Source organism: Agromyces sp. NSFZ (assembly GCF_056156205.1).
Genome location: NZ_CM149585.1, coordinates 3,706,505 through 3,725,621 on the forward strand (window position 1 = coordinate 3,706,505; position 19,117 = coordinate 3,725,621).

General features: G+C 71.5%; 17 protein-coding genes. 13 read left to right on the forward strand and 4 right to left on the reverse strand.

Annotation, left to right across the window (positions count from 1 at the left end; genetic code table 11):
- Positions 1-38 precede the first annotated feature (38 nt).
- Both ACVFI9_RS17565 and ACVFI9_RS17570 read left to right on the forward strand, forming a co-directional pair.
- A complete protein-coding gene (locus tag ACVFI9_RS17565) occupies positions 39-1,775 on the forward strand; it encodes an ABC transporter ATP-binding protein (RefSeq protein WP_474763467.1) in 1,737 nt (578 codons plus the stop codon).
- Positions 1,772-2,617, forward strand: a complete 846-nt coding sequence (locus ACVFI9_RS17570; RefSeq protein WP_474763468.1) for an energy-coupling factor transporter transmembrane component T — start codon at positions 1,772-1,774, stop codon at positions 2,615-2,617. Before ACVFI9_RS17565 ends, ACVFI9_RS17570 begins: the two co-directional genes overlap by 4 nt.
- A 95-nt stretch (positions 2,618-2,712) precedes the next feature.
- Here the strand turns inward: ACVFI9_RS17570 and ACVFI9_RS17575 are convergent, their stop codons facing one another.
- On the reverse strand, positions 2,713-3,672 hold the full coding sequence (locus tag ACVFI9_RS17575) for an FKBP-type peptidyl-prolyl cis-trans isomerase (RefSeq protein ID WP_474763469.1): 960 nt from the start codon (positions 3,670-3,672) through the stop codon (positions 2,713-2,715).
- 109 nt (positions 3,673-3,781) lie between these two features.
- Between ACVFI9_RS17575 and ACVFI9_RS17580 the strand changes: the two genes are divergently transcribed.
- Entirely contained in the window at positions 3,782-4,606 is an 825-nt protein-coding gene (locus ACVFI9_RS17580; RefSeq protein WP_474763470.1) for a class I SAM-dependent methyltransferase, read from the forward strand.
- Between the two features lie 21 nt (positions 4,607-4,627).
- On the opposite strand, the gene ACVFI9_RS17585 is transcribed toward ACVFI9_RS17580, so the two are convergent.
- The gene (locus tag ACVFI9_RS17585; protein ID WP_474763471.1) at positions 4,628-5,476 is read right to left on the reverse strand and encodes a sulfurtransferase; all 849 of its coding nucleotides are present in this window, start codon (positions 5,474-5,476) and stop codon (positions 4,628-4,630) included.
- Positions 5,477-5,661: 185 nt separating this feature from the next.
- Here ACVFI9_RS17585 and ACVFI9_RS17590 point away from each other — a divergent pair, with 185 nt between their 5' ends.
- The 10 genes from ACVFI9_RS17590 (at position 5,662) to mnhG (ending at position 17,006) form a co-directional block, all read left to right on the forward strand.
- Positions 5,662-6,858: an ABC transporter substrate-binding protein gene (locus ACVFI9_RS17590; RefSeq protein WP_474763472.1), complete on the forward strand. Its 1,197-nt coding sequence runs from the start codon at positions 5,662-5,664 to the stop codon at positions 6,856-6,858.
- Between the two features lie 43 nt (positions 6,859-6,901).
- Positions 6,902-7,738, forward strand: a complete 837-nt coding sequence (locus tag ACVFI9_RS17595; RefSeq protein ID WP_474763473.1) for a branched-chain amino acid ABC transporter permease — start codon at positions 6,902-6,904, stop codon at positions 7,736-7,738.
- A gap of 1 nt (position 7,739) precedes the next feature.
- Positions 7,740-9,758 carry a branched-chain amino acid ABC transporter ATP-binding protein/permease gene (locus ACVFI9_RS17600; RefSeq protein WP_474763474.1) on the forward strand — a complete coding sequence of 673 codons (2,019 nt, stop codon included), beginning with the start codon at positions 7,740-7,742 and terminating at the stop codon, positions 9,756-9,758.
- Positions 9,755-10,459: an ABC transporter ATP-binding protein gene (locus tag ACVFI9_RS17605; protein WP_474763475.1), complete on the forward strand. Its 705-nt coding sequence runs from the start codon at positions 9,755-9,757 to the stop codon at positions 10,457-10,459. Before ACVFI9_RS17600 ends, ACVFI9_RS17605 begins: the two co-directional genes overlap by 4 nt.
- Before the next feature lie 159 nt (positions 10,460-10,618).
- Positions 10,619-13,648: a Na+/H+ antiporter subunit A gene (locus ACVFI9_RS17610; protein WP_474763476.1), complete on the forward strand. Its 3,030-nt coding sequence runs from the start codon at positions 10,619-10,621 to the stop codon at positions 13,646-13,648.
- A complete protein-coding gene (locus ACVFI9_RS17615) occupies positions 13,645-14,097 on the forward strand; it encodes an NADH-quinone oxidoreductase subunit K (protein ID WP_474763477.1) in 453 nt (150 codons plus the stop codon). Before ACVFI9_RS17610 ends, ACVFI9_RS17615 begins: the two co-directional genes overlap by 4 nt.
- Positions 14,094-15,674, forward strand: coding sequence for a Na+/H+ antiporter subunit D (locus ACVFI9_RS17620; protein WP_474763478.1), 1,581 nt, complete (start codon positions 14,094-14,096; stop codon positions 15,672-15,674). Before ACVFI9_RS17615 ends, ACVFI9_RS17620 begins: the two co-directional genes overlap by 4 nt.
- Complete coding sequence (locus ACVFI9_RS17625; RefSeq protein WP_474763479.1) at positions 15,671-16,333, forward strand: Na+/H+ antiporter subunit E; 663 nt, start codon at positions 15,671-15,673, stop codon at positions 16,331-16,333. Before ACVFI9_RS17620 ends, ACVFI9_RS17625 begins: the two co-directional genes overlap by 4 nt.
- Positions 16,330-16,602, forward strand: coding sequence for an MrpF/PhaF family protein (locus ACVFI9_RS17630; protein ID WP_474763480.1), 273 nt, complete (start codon positions 16,330-16,332; stop codon positions 16,600-16,602). The genes ACVFI9_RS17625 and ACVFI9_RS17630 overlap by 4 nt, the downstream gene beginning before the upstream one ends.
- Entirely contained in the window at positions 16,599-17,006 is a 408-nt protein-coding gene (gene mnhG, locus ACVFI9_RS17635; RefSeq protein ID WP_474763481.1) for a monovalent cation/H(+) antiporter subunit G, read from the forward strand. Before ACVFI9_RS17630 ends, mnhG begins: the two co-directional genes overlap by 4 nt.
- 6 nt (positions 17,007-17,012) lie before the next feature.
- Here the strand turns inward: mnhG and ACVFI9_RS17640 are convergent, their stop codons facing one another.
- On the reverse strand, positions 17,013-17,798 hold the full coding sequence (locus ACVFI9_RS17640; protein ID WP_474763482.1) for an enoyl-CoA hydratase/isomerase family protein: 786 nt from the start codon (positions 17,796-17,798) through the stop codon (positions 17,013-17,015).
- Positions 17,799-17,919: 121 nt separating this feature from the next.
- Entirely contained in the window at positions 17,920-19,110 is a 1,191-nt protein-coding gene (gene paaE, locus ACVFI9_RS17645; RefSeq protein WP_474766300.1) for a 1,2-phenylacetyl-CoA epoxidase subunit PaaE, read from the reverse strand.
- Positions 19,111-19,117: the final 7 nt, after the last annotated feature.

Genomic DNA, 19,117 nt, shown 5'->3' on the forward strand with positions numbered 1-19,117 from the left:
CGCCGGCTCCCCGGGCCGGCCCGATCCGGGACCCGACCATGCCAGCCGCCCCGCTGCTCGAGCTCGATGCCGTGCGCATCCGCCACGAGGGTGCGACGCGTGCCACGCCCGACGGGGTGTCGCTCGCGATCCGCCCCGGCGAGGTGGTGCTGCTCCTCGGCCCGTCGGGCTGCGGCAAGTCGACGCTGACGCTCGCCCTCGACGGGCTCGTGCCGCATGCCATCGCCGCGCACCTCGACGGAACCGTGCGCGTCGCCGGACTCGACACGCGGGAGCATCCGGTGGCCCGGCTCAGCGAGCACGTGGCCATGGTCTTCCAGGACCCCGACGCGCAGGTCGTCACGGGGACCGTGCTCGACGAGGTCGCCTTCGGACCCGAGAACCTGCTGATTCCGGCCCAGACGGTGCTCGAGCGCACCGAACGCGCCCTGAAGCTCGTCGGCCTCTGGGACCGGCGCGGCGACAACCCCGACGTGCTCTCGGGCGGCGGCCGCCAGCGACTCGCCATCGCCTGCGCCCTCGCGCTCGCCTCCCCCGTGCTCGTGCTCGACGAACCCACCGCCAACCTCGACCCGGCCGGCATCGACGAGGTGTACGCCGTGCTCCGCGAGCTCGCGAACGAGCGCGACCACGCCATCGTGCTCGTGGAGCACAACCTCGATGCCGCCGTCGACCTCGTCGACCGCGTGGTCGTGCTCGACGCGGCGGGGCGCGTGGTCGCCGACGGTCCGGTCGGCCAGGTGCTCCGGACGCGCGCCGAGGAACTCGCCGCGCTCGGTGTGTGGCTGCCGGTCTCGACACTGGCGGGCATGCGACTCCGCGACGCCGGGGTGCCGATCGGGCCGTTGCCGCTCACGCCGTCGGAGCTCGCCGCCGCGTTGGAGTCGGTCGAGGCGCTGCCCGCCCCGGTCGTCGAGACCGCGCGCGATCCCTCGGCGGCGAGCACGTCGGGCTCGGGGAACGCGATCACCCTGCGCGGTTGCTCGGTGCGCCGTGGCGGGCGGCGGGGGCCGGTGGTCGTCGACGGGGTCGACCTCGACGTGGCATCCGGCGACTTCCTCGCCGTCGTCGGCACCAACGGGGCCGGCAAGACCACCCTTGTGCAGGCCATCGCCGGGGTGATCCCGGCGACCCCCGGCACGGTCGACGTGCTCGGCATGGACCCCTCGCGCGCCTCCGCGCGTGACCGGGCCCGCCGGATCGGCTTCGTCTTCCAGAACCCCGAGCACCAGTTCGTCGCGCACACCGTGGCCGAGGAGCTCGACCTCGGGTTCCGGCTGCAGGGCGTTCCCGACGACCGGCGTCCTGACGAGATCGAGCGGATGCTCCGCCGCTTCGGCCTCGAGGAGCTCCGCGATCGGCATCCGTTCCTCCTCTCGGGCGGGCAGAAGCGCCGGCTCTCGGTGGGCACCGCCCTCGTCGCGGGCGCCCCCGTGCTCGTGCTCGACGAGCCGACCTTCGGGCAGGACCGGGCCCGCGCCGCGGAGCTCCTCGACATCCTCGGCCGGCTGAACGCCGAGGGCACCACGGTGATCGTCGTCACCCACGACCTGCAACTCGTCGCCGAGCACGCGACCCACGTCGCCGTGATGCAGGGCGGGCGCGTGGTCGGGTCGGGTCCCACCGCCGAGGTGCTCGCTGGCCCGCTCGTCGAGGCGGCGGGCCTGCGGCACCCGCCGCTCGCGCGGGCGACCCGCAGCCTCGTGCGGCATCCCGACTGGCGGCAGGTGACCCGGATGTCGCAGCTGCCGCAGCCGGGCGGTGGCGACGCATGAGCACCGCCGCCTCGGCCGTGGCGACCGGGCCCGACCCGTACGCGGGACAGGCGCCTGCACCGCCCACGCGCTTCCTGCACGCACTCAATCCCATCGCGAAGCTCGTCGGGCCGCTCCCGGCGATGATCCTCGTCGTCTTCACGCGCGACCACGCCACCCCGGCCGCGTTCGCCGCGCTGGCCCTCGTGCTGCTCCTCGTCGGCGCCCGGCTGCGGGCTGCGGTCGCCGTGGCACTCGTCGCCGGCGCGGCCGCCGCGGTCGTGGTGCTCGGTGCGACCTTCGGCGTGTGGGTCGACCCGTCGCGCGTCGACGAGACGACGGCCGCGGCATCCGTCGTGCTCCTGCAGGTCGGCGACTGGCGCTTCACGCTCGCGGCCTACCTCATCGGCCTCGCCACGGCGCTCCGGGTCGTCGCGATCGTGCTGCTCTCGCTCGTCGCGGGCCTCACGACCACGGGTCCGGAGCTCGTACGCGCGCTCGTGCAGAACCTGCGGGTGCCCTACCGAGTGGGGTACACCGCGCTCGCGGCGCTTCGTTTCGTGCCCAGGTTCCGGCACGAGCTCGAGGTCATCCGGGCCGCGCACCGGGTGCGCGGCATCGACACGGGTCGCGGGCCGGTGGCGGCGGTGCGACGCTCGATCTCGTACGCGATCCCGCTGCTCGCGAGTGCGATCCGGCATGCCGAGCGCGTCGCCCTGGCGATGGACGCGCGCGCGTTCGGCGCGCACGAGACGCGGACCGAGCGCGTCCTGAGCCGCTGGCGCCTCCGGGACACGGTCTTCGTCGCCGCGTTCTGGTTCGTCACGGCCGCCATCGCGTGGTGGGGACTGCTCGTCGGCTGAGGCGCGACACGGCGGCCGTTCCTCGCGGCGGCGCACCGAGGTCGCGCCGCCGATGCGAGGAACCGCCGCCGTCGCGATCGCCCGGTCGGCGAGGGCTACTCCGCGGGCGCGGTGTCCTCGATCTCGACCAGGAACACGAGGGTCTGCCCGCCGAGCGGAACCTGCTCGCTCTGCTCGGTGCCGTAGGCGTACTGCGGCGGGATGGTCACGATGAGCTTCGTGCCGACCTTCTGTCCGACGAGTGCCGAGCCGAATCCCTGGATCACCTGGTCGGTGGAGAACTGCGCCGGCTCGCCGCCGTAGCTCTCGTCGAAGACCTCACCGGTGTCCCAGCTCGTGCCCTGGTAGTGCAGCGTGACGTTGTCGCCGGCCTGCACCTCGTCGCCGTCGCCCTCCTCGAGCACCTTCAGCTGGTACTCGGCCGGCGGCGGGGTGGCCGGAAGGGTCACGGTGGGCGACTCGCCGTCGGCGCCGAATTTCACCTCGGGCACATTCTCGGTCCACTCGGCGGGCTTCAGCGCCTCCTGCACCTCGACGACATCGACCACGATGACGACGGTCTCGCCGGGGGCCACGCCGATCGTCTCGTTGCCGGTCTCGCCGTAGAGGGTCGCGGCGGGCGCCACCGTGACGGTGCGCGTGCCGGTCGGCACGCAGTCGATGCCGGCGAGGAACGCCTCGAACACCGTGCTGTCACCGGCGGTGATGGTGGCGGGCTGCGAGAAGAGCTGCTCGCCGCTGAGGCCCGAGAAGGCGCTCACGATCGCGTTGACCGGGTCGCCGGCGGCCGTCTCGTCGCCATCGCCCTCGATGGCGATGGTGCGCTCGAGCTCCTCGGCCTCGAGCGGGGTCGTGAAGGTCGCGGTGGGAACCTGGGTGAACTCGCCCTCGACCGTCACGCCCTCGCTCAGCGAGCCGGAGGAGAGATCCATGCATTCCGCCGCGGCGGTCGTCTCGGGGGCTTCCGGCTCGGATCCCCCGGCGCAGCCGGCGAGGACGAGGGCGGATGCGGCGGCGAGTGCGACGGGCGCGGCGCGGCGCAGGGCACGATTCATGACGGGAGGTCTCGTTTCGATCGGGAAGGGCGGGAGTCCCAGTCTGCCCGCTCCGGCTTTCGATTGCCTGAGTCTTCGCGTTCTGCCAGATCAGGGCGAGAATGGGCAGATGGGGGACACGACGACCGTACCCGATTTCGCCGGGGAGTTCGCCCGCGGGGCGACGGCCTTCGCGGAGTTGGACGAGGTGCTCTGGAATCCGATCTCGACCGCTGCCGTGGCGCGCTCGCGCCCGCAGTTCGACGAACGCGTGCTCGACGCCTGCTGCGGCGACGGGGCATCCGCGCTGCCGACCGCCGAACTCGTCGGCGTGGGCGGCCTGGTCGACGCCGTCGACCTCTCGGAGCCGCTCATCGCCCTCGCACGCGAGCGGGCGGGCGAGCGGATGCCGCAGCTGCACCTCCACGTCGCGGACGCCACGACCTGGGAACCCACGGGCTACGACCTCGTGCAATGCGTGCTCGGCATCTTCTTCCTCCCCGATATCGAGTCCGACACGCGACGGCTCATCGAGCGCGCCCGGCCAGGTGGCCGCGTCGCCATCACGGTGTGGGCGCGTGGGGCCATCGAGCCGCTGCCGGAACTGCTCGTCGGCGCACTGCCCGAGGATGCGGCATCCGGCCTGGATCTCGAGGAGCTCAGCACGCCGACCATCGAGAACGCCGAGACCGCCGGAACGCTGGCGCACTGGCTCACGGGGCTCGGGCTCGTCGACGTGCGCGCCGAGGAGGTGAAGCGCCACCTCGAGCTGACACCGGAACTCGCCTGGGGGCTCGTGCGCGGCACCGGGCTCCGCGCCATCGTCACGGGACTCGACGACACGCAGCTCGACGGCGTGCGCGAGCGGTTCCTCGCCGCGATCGAGGCGCAGGACGTGCGCACGACCGACATCACGACGCTCATCGCGGTGGGGCATCGACCCGACGAGGCCTGAGGGCGGCGGGTTCCGAGACGCTCAACCCCCGGTCTCGACCGGACGATCCGGCTGGTTCGACCACTGGCTCCAGGAACCGGGATAGAGCGCCGCGTCGATGCCCGCGATCGCGAGAGCCGCGACCTCGTGCGCGGCGGTGACGCCCGACCCGCAGTAGGCGGCCACGGGCGTGCCGGGCATGGCGCCGAGGGCCGCGAACCGCTCGCGCAGCGTGTCCGCGGGCAGGAAGCGCCCGGTGCCGTCGAGGTTGCCGGCGCTCGGCGCCGATCGCGCACCCGGGATGTGCCCCGCCTTCGGGTCGACGGGCTCGACCTCGCCGCGGTATCGCTCGGCGGCTCTGGCGTCGAGGAGCACGCCCCGCAGTGGCAGGGTCGCGGCTGCGTCGGCGTCGATCACGGGCATGGCGCCGAAGTGCGCGGTCGCGTCACCCGGTCCGGGCACGGTGTCGCCGGTCTCGAGCGGATGACCCGCGCCGGTCCAGGCCTGCAACCCGCCGTCGAGCATGCGCACATCCTCGACGCCCGCATGGCGGAGCAGCCACCACGCGCGGGCCGACGACAGGTTGCCGACGTCGTCCATCACGACGACGGCGTCGCGGTCGCGGATGCCCCAGGACCGCATGGCGCGGGTGAGGTCCGCCTCCGTCGGCAGGGGATGCCGCCCCTGCCCACGAACGGCACGGTCGGAGAGCTCGTGTTCGAGGTCGACGTAGACGGCTCCCGGCACGTGGCCCTCACGGAATGCGGGTGCGCCGTCGGGCTCGGCCAGCGTCCAGCGCACGTCGAGCACGACGGTGCGCGTACCGATTCGCCCGGCGCGTTCGTCGTCGAGTCGGCGCGCGAGCTCGTCGGCGGTGATCGTGAGCGGCATGCCACCCATCCTGCCGTGCTGCGAGCGCGAGGATGTGTGTATCAGTTGCATCACGACGGCTTGCGACGGCCCTTCACGCAACGTATCGTCGTAGGAACCGAAATAGTGACCGAATGGTCGGTCATGAACTCGGAACCCTGCTCAGCGACGAGAACCCGGTCTCGGGCTCAAAGGAGAGTTCACCAATGCACCAGCGTGCGAAGCGCCGCCTGCTCATTCCCGCCGCGGTCGCGGCATCCATCGCCCTCGCCTTCACGGGCTGCTCGACGTCGAACTTCGGCGGCGACGACGGCGGCGACGGCGCCTCGGAAGAGGGCCCCATCAAGATCGGTGCCGTGCTCGACATCACGGGCGTCGGCGCCAACCTCGGCGTCCCCGAGCAGAACACCCTCAACATGCTCTCCGAGCAGCTCAACGAAGACGGCGGCATCAACGGCCGCGAGGTCGAGCTCATCATCAAGGACAACCAGTCCACCGAGGACGGCGCCGCCAAGGCCACCACGGAGCTGATCGAGAACGAGCGGGTCGACCTCATCATCGGCGCATCGCGCACCGGCCCATCCCTGGCCATGCGCCCCCTCGTCGAGGCCGCGCAGGTGCCCACCATCTCGATCGCGGCCAACGCCGCCATCGTCGAGGGCTCCGAGTGGGTCTTCAAGACCGCGCAGAACGACGTCGTGGTGCTCGAGCGCATCCTCGACCACGCCGAAGCGCAGGGCTACAAGACGGTGGCCCTCGCCCGTGACGCGACCGGATTCGGCGAGGGCATCGCGGAACTCATCACCGAACTCGGTGCCGAGCGCGGCATCGAGCTGATCGCCACCGAGGCCTTCGAGCCGAGCGCGACCGACTTCACCGCGCAGATGACGAACCTGCGTGCGGCGAACCCCGACTTCGTCATCATCTGGGGCATCACCCCGTCGGCGGGTCTCGCGCAGGCCGCCTACGTGCAGATCGGCGTCGGCAAGCCCGTCTACCAGTCGCACGGCGTCGCGAACGCCGCGTTCTTCGAGGCGGCGGGCGACGCCGCCGAGGGCGTGCTCGCACCGATGGGCCGCCTGCTCGTCGCCGACCAGCTCGCGGAGGACGACCCACAGAAGGAGGTCATCGACCAGTTCATCGCCGACTACACCGAGGCGTTCGGCAGCGCACCGTCGAGCTTCGCCGGTCACGCGTACGACGCCTGGAAGATCGGCGTCGCGGCCATCGAGGAGGCCGGCACCGACCCCGAGGAGCTGCGCGACGCCATCGAGGCGACGAGCGACTTCGTGGGCATCTCGGGCGTCTTCACGATGACCCCCGAGAACCACTCGGGACTGGAGGCCGACGCCCTCATCCTGGCGATCGCCGAGGGCGGCCGCTGGAACCTCCACGAAGAGTGAGCGGCGTCCGTTGACTGATTTCCTCCAGCTGACGGCGGCAGGGTTGTCACAGGGTTCTGTGTACGCCCTGCTGGCCGTCGGCCTCATCGCCACCTACACGGTGCGGCACGTCGTGAACATCGCCCAGGGCGATTACGCGATGCTGGCCGGCCTGGGGAGCATCTCGCTCGTCAGCGCCGGCCTGTCGCTGCCGCTCGCCATCCTCATCGCGCTCGTCTCGGTCACGCTCGCGTCGGTGCTCATCGAACGCCTCGTGATCGCGCGCGTGAAGAACCTCACCACGCTCGTCTCGATCATCCTCACGCTCGGCGTCTCGACGCTGCTGCAGGCGATCATGCTCCTGGTGTGGGGCGCCGAGGCTCGCCGCCTCCCCGCCTTCCCCGGCGAGGACCTGCTCATCGGCGGTGTCAGCATCCGCTCGCAGGAACTCTGGATGCTCGGCGCGCTCGTGGTCGTCGGCGGCGGCGTCCTGCTCTTCTACGAGAAGACCCGCTGGGGCAAGGCGCTGCGCGCGTCGGCCGAGCAGCCCGTCGCGGCCCGCATCGTCGGCATCTCGCCGGCCGTCGCCTCGGTGATCGCCTTCGCGATCGCCGGTTTCGTCGGAGCCGTCGCCGGCGTCGTCTCGTCGCCCATCTACCTCTCGATCTGGTCGGGCGGCCTCCTGCTCGGCCTCAAGGGCTTCGTGGCGGCCGTGCTCGGCGGGCTCGTGTCGTTCCGAGCGGCCATCGTCGGGGCGCTGCTGCTCGGCGTACTCGAGTCGTACGTCGCGGGGTACGTGGCATCCGGCTGGAAGGACGCGGTCGCGTTCTTCATCCTCATCATCGTGCTCATCATCCGACCGGCGGGCCTCGTGCTGCGCCCGAACGCGGTAAGGGTCTGACGTGACGCTCCTCCAGAAATCGCCAGGGGCCGTCCGGTCGAAGACCGGGTTCTGGCCGAACAACCGCGCGACCATCATCGGAGTCGCGATCCTCATCGTCATCGTGCTCATCGTGCCGTTCACGGCGAGCTCCTCGATGATGAACATCGCCGTCTTCTCGATGATCTTCGCGCTGCCCGCGATCGGCCTGTCGCTGCTCATGGGCCTCGCCGGCCAGGTCTCGCTCGGCCAGGCGGCGTTCTTCGCGATCGGTGCCTACACGCACGCGATCCTGCTGCAGAAGTTCGAGATGCCCGGCATCGTGGCCGCCGTCGGCGGAGTCGTCGCGGCGATGCTCGCGGCGCTCCTGGTGGGCCTGCCCATGCTGCGCCTGCGCGGCCACTACCTCGCGCTGGCGACGCTCGGGCTCGGCTTCATCGTCATGATCGCCGTGCGCGAGTGGGAGTTCACCGGCCGCACGACGGGCATCTACGGATTCGGACGGCCCGAGGTCTTCGGCATCCCGATCGACAACAACGGACTGTTCTTCTGGTTCGTCTCGCCGTTCGTGATCATCGGCCTCGTGCTCGCGCTGAACCTCACCCGATCGCGCGCGGGCCGCGCGCTCTCGGCGGTGAACGACTCCGAGCTCGCGGCCGAGTCCCTCGGCGTGAACACCTACGCCCTGCGCGTCAAGGTGTTCACGCTCTCGGCGGGCTTCGCGGGGCTCGGCGGCGTGTTCTACGCCTACCAGGTGCAGATCGTCTCGCCGCAGGTGGCCGAGTTCCACGTCTCGGTGGAACTGCTCCTCATGGTCGTCATCGGCGGTCTCGGCTCGGTGTGGGGTGCCATCGCCGGCGCGTTCATCGTGGAGTTCCTCTCCGAGGGCCTGCGCGAACTGATCCCGGCGATCATCCCCGGCGCCACCGGCGAGGTGCAGCTCATCGGCTACGGCCTCGTGCTCATCCTCGTCATCCTGCTGCTGCCCGGGGGTCTCTACCAGGCGGTGCGCACGATCTGGGCCGGCATCCGTCGGCGCTCCGCGTCGCGGCGCACCACGGCCGCCGCGAAGGCCGCGGCGAAGACCCCCGACGGCACGACCGACGCGGCAGGCGCAGGCGAGCCGCCGACGCGGGCCTTCGGCGGCGTGCCGGGCGAGCCCGTGGTGGCCCACGGCGCCGCGCCGGCCGACGAGGAGGCCGCACCGAACGTGCCGAGCGTCTCCACCCCGCTCGCCGCGGGCGAGCCGATCCTCGAGGTGCGCGGGCTCACCAAGCGCTACGGCGGCGTCGTCGCCGTCGACGACGTGAGCTTCTCGGTGCCGGCCGGGCGCATCATGGGCCTCATCGGCCCGAACGGCGCCGGCAAGACCACGTGCTTCAACATGATCACGGGTGCGATCTCGCCGACGTCGGGCACCGTCACCTTCCTCGGCGAGGAGGTGCAGGGGCGCAAGCCGCACGTCGGCGCCGTGCGCGGCCTCACGCGCACGTTCCAGAACCTGCAGGTGTTCTCGTCGACCGATGTGGTCGGCAACGTGTACATGGGCCGCTACCGCAAGGGCCGCGCCGGCATCATCCGGGGCATGCTCGGGCTGCAGGGACGTGAGCAGTACACGAACGAGGAGATCGCGCGGGACATCCTCGACACGATGCGACTCGGCGACGTCGCCGGCCTCGCAGCGGGCGACCTGCCGTTCGGGCGCCAGCGCATGATGGAGGTCTGCCGCGCCCTCGCGTCGGAGCCCGCGCTGCTGCTGCTCGACGAGCCCATGGCGGGTCTCTCGGGCCGGGAGCGCGACATGCTCGCGAACCTGCTCCGCGCCCTCCGCGACGCCGGCCTCACGATCGTGCTCGTCGAGCACGACGTGGCGCAGGTCATGTCGCTCGCCGACACCGTGGCGGTGCTCGACGACGGCGTGCTCATCGCGCACGGCGAGCCCGAGGCGGTGCGCAACGACCCCGCGGTCATCGTCGCGTACCTCGGCACCGACGCCGAAGAGGCCAAGCACGAACTCGAGGAACTGGAGGAGCACGCATGACCCTCGTCGTCAACTCGCTCGACGCGGGCTACGGCAAGCTCGCCATCCTCCACGGGGTGAGCCTCGAAGTGTCGGCGGGCGAGATCGTCACGGTCGTCGGCTCGAACGGCGCGGGCAAGACCACCCTGCTGCGTGCGCTGAACGGCATCATCCGGCCGACGTCCGGCACCGTCACCCTCGACGGCACCGACATCACCGGGAAGCCGACCGAGAAGATGGCGGCGCTCGGCATCACCCACGTACCCGAGAACCGGCTCTGCTTCCCGACGCTCACCGTGCGCGACAACCTCATGCTCGGCGCGTGGAGCAAGGGCGGCAAGGGCGACCTCGGCGCGGTGCTCGAGCTGTTCCCCCGGCTGCAGCCGCGGCTGGGGCAGGCGGCCGGCACGCTCTCGGGCGGCGAGCAGCAGATGGTGGCCATCGGCCGCGGCCTGATGGCGTCACCGAAGGCGATCATGCTCGACGAGCCCTCGATCGGGCTCGCGCCGAAGGTCGTCGCCGAGATCATGAAGGTGCTCACGCAGTTGCGCGAGCGCGGCCTCGCGGTGCTCCTCGTCGAGCAGAACGTACGTGCCTCGTTCGGCATCGCCGACCGTGCGGTCGTCATGCAACGCGGACGCGTGGTGCTCGAAGGCACGCCCGCCGAGCTCGTCGAGCTGCCCGAGGTGCGCAACGCCTACCTCGGCGGAGCGGCCGCCTAGGTCTCGCACCGCCAGACGGCGACGGATGCCGCGGGAATGTCCCGCTCGCGGCATCCGTCGCCGTCTTCGATTCCGCCCTGAGCATGCGACTCGCCGATCCCCGCGTCGACCCTCCCGGTAAACTGGGCGGACGGAACGTTGCGAGCGCGGGGAGAGTGGATGATCGCCAGCCTCGCAGTCTTCGCCGCCGTCGCGATCGCGACCCCACTGCTCACGCGATGGCTCGGTCGCCGGGTGTTCCCGCTCATCGCGCTGGTCCCGGCGAGCGTGTTCGTCGTGCTGCTGACGCGCATCCCCGAGGTAGTCGCCGGAGACGCCGTCGTCGAGGTCGTGCCGTGGATCCCGCAGCTCGGCATCGCGCTCTCGTTCCGGCTCGACGCGCTCGCGCTGCTGCTCGCACTCGTCGTGACGGGCATCGGCGCGCTCGTGCTGCTCTACTGCACGCAGTACTTCGCCGACGACGAGCCCGGCCTCGGCCGGTTCGCGGCCCTACTGCTGGCCTTCGCCGGCGTCATGCTGGGTCTCGTCACGGCCGACGATGTGTTCCTGCTGTTCACGTTCTGGGAGGCCACGAGCGTGCTCTCGTACCTCCTGATCGGCCACTACACCGGCCGTAAAGAGAGCCGTGGTGCGGCGCTCCAGGCGCTCACGGTGACCACCTTCGGCGGGCTCACCATGCTCGTCGGGATCGTCGTGCTCGTGGTCGCGGGCGGCACCACGTCGCTCGCGGAGCTCGTCGCGGATCCGGTCGCCGGGCCGGCAGCCGAGTGGGGCATCGCGCTCGTGCTCGTGGGCGCGATCTCGAAGAGCGCGCTCGTGCCCTTCCACTTCTGGCTGCCCGCGGCGATGGCCGCGCCCACCCCCGTGTCGGCGTACCTGCACGCGGCCGCGATGGTGAAGGCGGGCGTGTACCTCGTCGCCCGGCTCGCGCCCGGATACGCCGACGCGGCGGTGTGGCATCCGATCATCGTGCTCCTCGGCGCGGCCACCATGCTCGTCGGCGGATGGCGCGCCCTGCGGCAGTACGACCTCAAACTGCTGCTCGCCTACGGCACCGTGAGCCAGCTCGGGTTCCTGGTGCTCGTGACCGGCTTCGGAACGCGTGACGCGGCGCTCGCCGGTGCGGCGCTGCTCGTCGCGCACGCCCTGTTCAAGGCGGCGCTCTTCCTCGTCGTCGGCATCGTCGACCACGCCGCCGGCACGCGCGACTGGCGCAGGCTCTCGGGCCTCGGGCGGCGCATGCCCGTCGTCGCGACCGTCGCGGTCATCGCCGCCGCATCGATGGCCGGCGTGCCGCCGCTCCTCGGCTTCGTGGCCAAGGAGGCCGTGTTCGCCGCGTTCCTGGAAGCGCTCGGCGAGCCGGGCCCCTGGGCGGGACTCGCGCTCGGCGGGGCGGTGCTCGGCTCGGTGCTCACGGTGGCCTACACCGCACGGTTCGTCTGGGGCGCGTTCTTCACGAGGCCCGACGTCGACGAGACGGAGCTCGAGCAGGAGGGCAGGCTCATCGTCGTGACCCCCGCACTGCTCGCCGGGGCGAGCCTCGTGTTCGCGTTCACCGCACCGGCACTCGAGGCCCTCCTCGGGGCGTACGCCGACGACGTGCCGGGCGGCGAGCACGTGCACCTGGCCCTCTGGCACGGCCTCGAGCCGGCCCTGGCGATCTCGGCCGTCGTCTTCGCGCTCGGTGCGCTGCTCGTCTGGCGCCGGGCCGGGGTGGCCCGGCTGCAGGCCGCACTCTCGCCGCTCGTGGACTCGGCGCGAGGGTACCTCGGGGTCGTGTCGATCGTCGACCGCCTGGCCGCTGCGGTGACCACGGCGATCCAGTACCGGGGCCTGCCCGGCTACCTCGCGGTCATCGTGGCGGTCTTCATCGGCGGGCTGGGCGCGGCGACCGTCGTCAACACGACCTGGCCCGACGGCATCCGGCTCTGGGACCACCCCAGTCAGCCCTTCCTCGCGCTCGTGATGGCGATCGCGGGCATCGCCGCCGCGACGGTGCGCCAGCGGATGACGGCGGTACTCCTCGTGAGCGTCACCGGGTACGGCCTCGTGCTGCTCTTCGGCATGTCGGGTGCTCCCGACCTCGCCCTCACCCAGGCCCTCGTCGAGACGATCGTGATCGTCGTGTTCGTGCTGGTGCTGCGCCGGCTGCCGAGGCAGATCGCGCAGCACAACCCTCCGGTCCACCGGGTCGCGCGCGCGGTCATCGGAGCCCTCTCGGGCCTCGTCATGGCCGTCATCGGCCTCGTCGCCCTCGGCGCGCGCATCCGGCCCACCATCGCCGAGGGACTACCGGCGCTCGCCGTCGAGGCGCACGGCAAGAACATCGTCAACGTCATGCTCGTCGACATCCGGGCCTGGGACACGCTCGGCGAGATCTCGGTGCTCGTGGCGGTCGCCACCGGCGTGGCCAGCCTCATCTTCGTCTCGGGGCGCACCGGCGGGGCGCCCCGACTCGACGACCTCTCCGACGACTTCAGCATCGACCGTCGACAGCGCCTCACGCCGGTGCCGGAACCCGCCTCGAGCATCCGCGCCCCCCGCACCAGGCTCGCCGACACCGAGGGCGAGGCGGATGCCGCGGCCGAGGCGGCGTCGACGCGGCAGACGTGGCTCCTCGCCGGCCGCACGCTCTCGCCGCGCAATCGCTCCATCCTCATCGAGGTGCTCGTGCGCCTCCTCTTCCACCCCGCCATCGTGGTCTCGGTCTTCCTGCTCTTCGTCGGCCACAACGCCCCCGGCGGCGGATTCGCCGGAGGCCTGCTCGCGGGGCTCGCCCTGGTGGCCCGGTACCTGGCGGGCGGACGCTACGAGCTCGGCGAGGCCGCGCCGATCGACGCCGGGCGGTTGCTCGGCGCCGGCCTCCTGCTTGCGGCCGGCACCGCCACGGGTGCGCTGCTGTTCGGCGGCGCTCCGCTCGAGTCCGCCTGGTTCGAGGCGGAGGTGCCCGTGCTCGGCACGCTCTCGATCGGCACGTCGACGCTCTTCGACATCGGCGTGTACCTCGTCGTCGTCGGCCTCGTGCTCGACATCCTGCGGGCGCTCGGCGGTGAGGTCGACCGTCAGGACGAGCTGTCGGGCGACGTCGGCGACGTCGCAGACGACGCGAGCGATGCGCTCGAACAGGGCGAGGGCCCCGAGATCGCCGTGCGGCCCGAGCACGGCGCGGAGCAGGGGGCGCGCGCATGACGGCGTCGCTCACCCTCGTCGTGCTCATGGCCGTGCTGTTCGGCGCTGGCATCTCGATCATGCTCGAGCGGAGCCTGACCCGAGTGCTCATCGGCTTCCTGCTCGTCGGCAACTCGGTGAACATCCTCATCTACCTGATGAGCGGCGCACCGGGGCTCGCCCCGATCCTCTCCGACGGCGTCGACCCCGACGAGATCTCCGACCCCCTGCCGCAGGCGTTCATCCTCACGGCGATCGTCATCAACCTCGGCATCACGGCCTTCATGCTCGCCCTCATCTACCGGTCCTGGTGGCTCGCCCAGCTGGGCGACCAGGGCGACCTGGTGTCCGACACGGCCGAGGTCACCGAGGACGTCGAGGAGGCGGCCGACCTCCTCCGCAGTTCGTCGGCCGACGATCGTGCCATCCAGGAGATCATCGACGCGAGCGACGAGGAGCCCAGCCGATGACCGCAGCGCTCGTGCCCCTCGTCGTGCTCCTGCCCCTGCTGGGCTCCGCGGCCGCGCTCATCCTCGGCCGGCACCGCCACTGGCAGATCGGCGTGGGCATCGGCGTGCTCTCCGCCGTCGCGGTCATCGCCGCGGTGCTGCTCGCCGAGGTGGATGCCGGACGCCCCGTCGTCGTGGCGGTCGGCGCCTGGGAACCGCCGTTCGGCATCGTGCTCGTGGTCGACCGCCTCTCGGCGATCATGCTGCTGATCTCGGCGATCGTGCTGCTCGTGGTGCTCCTCTACGCCGTCGGACAGGGCGTCGCCGACCGGCACCGCGAGACCCCGGTGTCGATCTTCCATCCGAGCTACCTGGTGCTGTCGGCCGGCGTGTTCAACGCGTTCATCGCCGGCGACCTGTTCAACCTCTACGTGGGCTTCGAGATCCTGCTCTCGGCGAGCTACGTGCTGCTCACGCTCGGCGGCACCGGCGAGCGCATCCGCGCCGGCGTGACGTACATCATCGTCAGCCTCGTCTCCTCGCTGTTCTTCCTCAGCGCCATCGCGCTCATCTACGGCGCCACCGGCACCGCCAACATCGCGCAGCTCTCGGTGCGCATCGCCGAGCTGCCGCAGGACGTGCAGCTGATCCTGCACCTGCTGCTCCTCATCGCATTCGGCATCAAGGCGGCCGTCTTCCCGCTGTCGTTCTGGCTGCCCGATTCCTACCCGACGGCCCCCGCGCCGGTCACCGCGGTGTTCGCCGGGTTGCTGACGAAGGTCGGCGTCTACGCCATCATCCGCACCGAGACGGTCATCTTCTCGGCGAACGACCTGTCGACGCTGCTCATCGTGATCGGCGGGCTCACGATGCTCATCGGCATCCTCGGCGCCCTCACCCAGGCCGACATCAAGCGCCTGCTCTCGTTCACGCTGGTGAGCCACATCGGGTACATGGTGTTCGGCATCGGGCTCGGCTCCGAGCTCGGCCTCGCCGCGACGATCTACTACGTCGTGCACCACATCACGGTGCAGACGACGCTGTTCCTCACGACCGGGCTCATCGAGCGATTCGGCGGTGCCACGTCGATCACGCGCCTCGCCGGCCTGCTCACGGCGTCGCCGCTGCTCGCGATCCTGTTCTTCGTGCCGGCACTGAACCTCGGCGGCATCCCGCCCTTCTCCGGCTTCATCGGCAAGGCGGCGCTGTTCCTCGCCGGCGCCGAGGATGCCGCTGCGGATGCCTCGAGCGCCTGGCTCGTCTGGGTCATGATCGGGGTCGGGGCGATCACCTCGCTGATCACGCTCTACGCGCTCGCGCGCTTCTGGAACATGGCGTTCTGGCGCGGACGCGAGGAGCTCGACGGCTACGAGTCCGTGCTGCTCGGCTCCGTGCAGGAGGCGCCGGAGGGCGCGACGCTCACGGCGACGCGCACGACGCCCGTGCTCATGGTGATCGCCACGACCGTGCTCGTCATCGTGACCGTGCTGCTCACCGTCTTCGCCGGCCCGCTCTTCGAGCTGACCGGGCGCGCCGCGGCGAACCTGTGGGACCCCGGCCTCTACGTGGGGATCGTGTTCCCGGGAGGCATCCGATGAGCGAACCGAGGCTCGAGATCTCCCGCTGGCGTTCGGTGTGGCGGCAGTTGCCGCTCCTCCTCGCGCTCGTGCTGCTCTGGGTGTTCCTCTGGGACCACGTCGACGTGCTCACGATCTCGACCGGCGTGCTGCTCGCCATCCTCGTGACCCGGTTCCTCTACCTGCCGCCGATCCTCCTGAGCGGCCGCTTCAACCCGTGGCGCGGGCTGCTGCTCGGCCTGCGGATGATGTTCGACGTCGTCGTCGCGTCGCTGCAGGTGGCGTTCCTCGCGATGAATCCGCTCTGGAAGCCCGTCAACTCGATCATCGCGGTGCAGCTGCTCACCCGTTCCGACCTCGTCACGACCCTCACCGCCGAGGCCATCTCGGTCGTACCCGGCACCGTGGTGGTCGACATCGACCGGGAGCGCGGGCTGCTCTACCTGCATGCGCTCGGCACGCGCGACGCCGCCGACATCGAGCGCACGCGACGTCACGTCCTCGGCACCGAGGAGCGCATCGTGCTCGCGATCGGCACGCGCGAGCAGGCGGCATCCGTTCGGGCGGCGCGGCGGGCGCGGCGGGCCGGCGGGGCCGACGCGGCGGGCGGGGCCGGCGCGGCGAGCGCGTCCGACGGCGATGCCCCGAGCGCACGATCATCGGAAGGAGGCCCACGATGACGTTCCTCACCATCGCGAGCATCGTCGCCGGCATCATGTTCGGCATCGGCGCCATCGCCGCCGTCGCGAGGATCATCCGCGGCCCGTCGATCCTCGACCGGGCCCTCGCGACCGACGTGCTGCTCGCCATCGCCATCTGCGGCCTCGGCGCCGAGATGGCCGTGAACCGTCACACGGACACGCTGGCGGTGCTGCTCATCCTCGCGATGTTCGCGGTCGTCGGCTCCATCTCGATCGCGCGCTTCATGGCGAAGCAGGATGCCTCGTGAGTGCCGCCGAGATCGCCGTCGGCCTGCTCATCCTCGTCAGCGGGTTCCTCTCGATGGCCGCGGGGATCGGCATCGTCCGATTCCCCGACGTGCTCGCGAGGCTGCACGCCGCGACGAAGCCGCAGGTGCTCGGCCTCGCCACCGCGCTGCTCGCGATCGTGCTGCAGGCGCCGACCTGGGGCGTGCTCACGACCGTCGTGCTCGTGATGACGTTCCAGCTGCTCACGCAGCCGATGACCGCGCACATGCTCGGACGCTCCGCCTACCGCAGCGACCACGTGCGACACGACCTGCTCATCGAGGACGCGCTCGGCCACGACATCGCCGAGCACGACCAGGAGCAGGCCCAGGACCACGGGCTGGACCCCGACCAGGACCCGATGCCGCGAGCGGGCAGGCCCTGACCGGCGTCAGCCGCGGCCGGTGAACGTCGGCTGGCGCTTCTCCTGGAACGCCGCGAATCCCTCGCGGTAGTCGTCGGTGTCGCACAGCTCGGCCTGCGCCCGGTTCTCGTGCGCCATCGACGCCCAGAGCCCGAGCCGCTCGTCGCGGAGCTGCGCGACGAGGCGCTTCGACGCCGCGAAGGCGAGGGTGGGGCCGGATGCCGCGGCGCGGGCCGCCGCGCGGGTGGCATCCGTCACCTCATCGGCGGGGAGCACCTGCGAGAACAGGCCGGAGGCCACGGCCTCGGAGCCCGACATGAGCCGGCCGGTGACGATGAGGTCCATGGTGCGGTGCGCGCCGAGCCGCTCGACGAAGAGCGCATGCCCGCCCGAGTCGAGCGTCGCGCCGAGGTTCTTGAACGGCGAGCCGATCTTCGCGGAATCGGCGACGTACACGATGTCGCTCGCGATGAGGAGCCCGAGCCCGACGCCGAGGCATGCGCCGTGCGCGACCGCGAACGTCGGCACGGGCAGCCGCGACATCCGCTGCAGCAGCGGCTCGACCTTGCCGCCGAGGTAGCCCTGCACGTCGTCGTTGCGGGGGTCGACGCCCGAGATGTCGCGGCCGGCGCAGAAGGCGCGCCCCTCGCCGCGCAGCACCAGCGCGCGCACGCGGCCCTCGGATGCTGCAGCCTCGACCTGCTCGTACGCCGCGTCGAGCTCGGCGAGTGCCGCCTCGTCGAGCGCGTTGAGCTTGTCGGGCGCGTTCAGCACCACTTCGGCGACGCCGTCGTGGATCTCCAGCTCGATCATTCGGATTCCTCTCTCTGCTCCCGACCTCTTCGCCGAGCGCGTGCGGATGCGACCAGCGCGTTCGCGTATCCGCACGCGCTCGTCGGAAGTGCACGCGGTCGCGGCGCCCGCCCGGGCGGGGTCACACGTCGTAGTCCACCACGACGCGGTCGGACTTCGGGTGCGACTGGCAGGTGAGCACGTATCCGCGCTCGAGCTCCTCGGGCTCCAGCGCGTAGTTTTCGGTCATGTTCACGCTGCCCTCGACCACGCGGGCCCGGCACGTGCCGCACACGCCGCCGGCGCACGCGAACGGGACATCCGACCGAACCCGCAGCGCCGCGTTGAGGATCGACTCGTTCGCCGAGACCGGGCTCTCGACGCTCGAGGTCACGCCGTCGAGGTTGAACTCGATCGCCACCGTCGGCTCGCCGCGCTGCACGACCACGGGTCGGCCGCGGTCGCTCTCGTCGCGGTCGCCGGTGTCGGTCGTGAACAGCTCGTAGCGCACGTGCTTGGTCGGCACGCCCCTCGCCTCGAGGGTGTCGCGTGCGAGCTGCACGAGCTCGAACGGTCCGCACAGGAACCACTCGTCGACCGTCTCGGGGTGGATGAGCATCTCGAGCATCTGCTGCAGCTTCTCGGCGTCGATGCGACCCGAGAGGAGCGGCGCCGTGCGCTGTTCGCGCGAGAGCACGTGGTGCAACGCGAGCCGCGCCGGGTAGCGGTCCTTGAGCTCGGCGAGCTCCTCGAGGAACATCACGTCGCGGGTCGACCGGTTCGTGTAGACGAGCGTGAAGCGCGCCGAGTCCGAGCGGGCGAGCACCGTGTGCGCGAGCGCCATGAGCGGCGTGATGCCCGACCCGGCGGCGATGCCGACGATGTGCTTGCCGTCGAGCGCCTCGAGCCCCGACGTGAACGTGCCCTGGGGGCTCATCACGTCGAGCGAGTCGCCCGCCTTCAACTCGGCGTTCGCCCACGTCGAGAAGCGGCCGCCGAGGTCGCGCTTGATCGCGACCGAGATGCTGCCGCGGGCCGGCGGCCGGCACAGCGAGTAGCTGCGGCGCAGCTCCTTGCCGTCGAGCGTCGCACGGATGGCGACGTACTGCCCCGGCAGGTACGCGTAGTCGTCGGCGAGCGCGTCGGGCACGTCGAACGTGACCTCGACCGCGTCATCGGTGAGCGGGCGCACCTCGGCGACGTCGAGCGTGTGGAACCTCGCGCGGCGGCGTTTGGCGACGTGCTCGCCGCCCACCGCGCTCTGCAGGAACGCGGAGGCCACCGCTGCATCCGCTTCGGCGCCCGTGGCGCTCGACGAGGGGCGGGTCGTCATCGACCCG

Coding starts and splice junctions, on each gene's coding strand:
- ACVFI9_RS17615 (WP_474763477.1), top strand. CDS start 13,645: ATGACGGCGTCGCTCACCCTCGTCGTGCTCATGGCCGTGCTGTTCGGC.
- ACVFI9_RS17630 (WP_474763480.1), top strand. CDS start 16,330: ATGACGTTCCTCACCATCGCGAGCATCGTCGCCGGCATCATGTTCGGC.
- ACVFI9_RS17575 (WP_474763469.1), bottom strand. CDS start 3,672: ATGAATCGTGCCCTGCGCCGCGCCGCGCCCGTCGCACTCGCCGCCGCA.
- ACVFI9_RS17580 (WP_474763470.1), top strand. CDS start 3,782: ATGGGGGACACGACGACCGTACCCGATTTCGCCGGGGAGTTCGCCCGC.
- ACVFI9_RS17640 (WP_474763482.1), bottom strand. CDS start 17,798: ATGATCGAGCTGGAGATCCACGACGGCGTCGCCGAAGTGGTGCTGAAC.
- ACVFI9_RS17570 (WP_474763468.1), top strand. CDS start 1,772: ATGAGCACCGCCGCCTCGGCCGTGGCGACCGGGCCCGACCCGTACGCG.
- ACVFI9_RS17620 (WP_474763478.1), top strand. CDS start 14,094: ATGACCGCAGCGCTCGTGCCCCTCGTCGTGCTCCTGCCCCTGCTGGGC.
- paaE (WP_474766300.1), bottom strand. CDS start 19,110: ATGACGACCCGCCCCTCGTCGAGCGCCACGGGCGCCGAAGCGGATGCA.
- ACVFI9_RS17605 (WP_474763475.1), top strand. CDS start 9,755: ATGACCCTCGTCGTCAACTCGCTCGACGCGGGCTACGGCAAGCTCGCC.
- ACVFI9_RS17625 (WP_474763479.1), top strand. CDS start 15,671: ATGAGCGAACCGAGGCTCGAGATCTCCCGCTGGCGTTCGGTGTGGCGG.
- ACVFI9_RS17590 (WP_474763472.1), top strand. CDS start 5,662: ATGCACCAGCGTGCGAAGCGCCGCCTGCTCATTCCCGCCGCGGTCGCG.
- ACVFI9_RS17585 (WP_474763471.1), bottom strand. CDS start 5,476: ATGCCGCTCACGATCACCGCCGACGAGCTCGCGCGCCGACTCGACGAC.
- ACVFI9_RS17610 (WP_474763476.1), top strand. CDS start 10,619: ATGATCGCCAGCCTCGCAGTCTTCGCCGCCGTCGCGATCGCGACCCCA.
- ACVFI9_RS17565 (WP_474763467.1), top strand. CDS start 39: ATGCCAGCCGCCCCGCTGCTCGAGCTCGATGCCGTGCGCATCCGCCAC.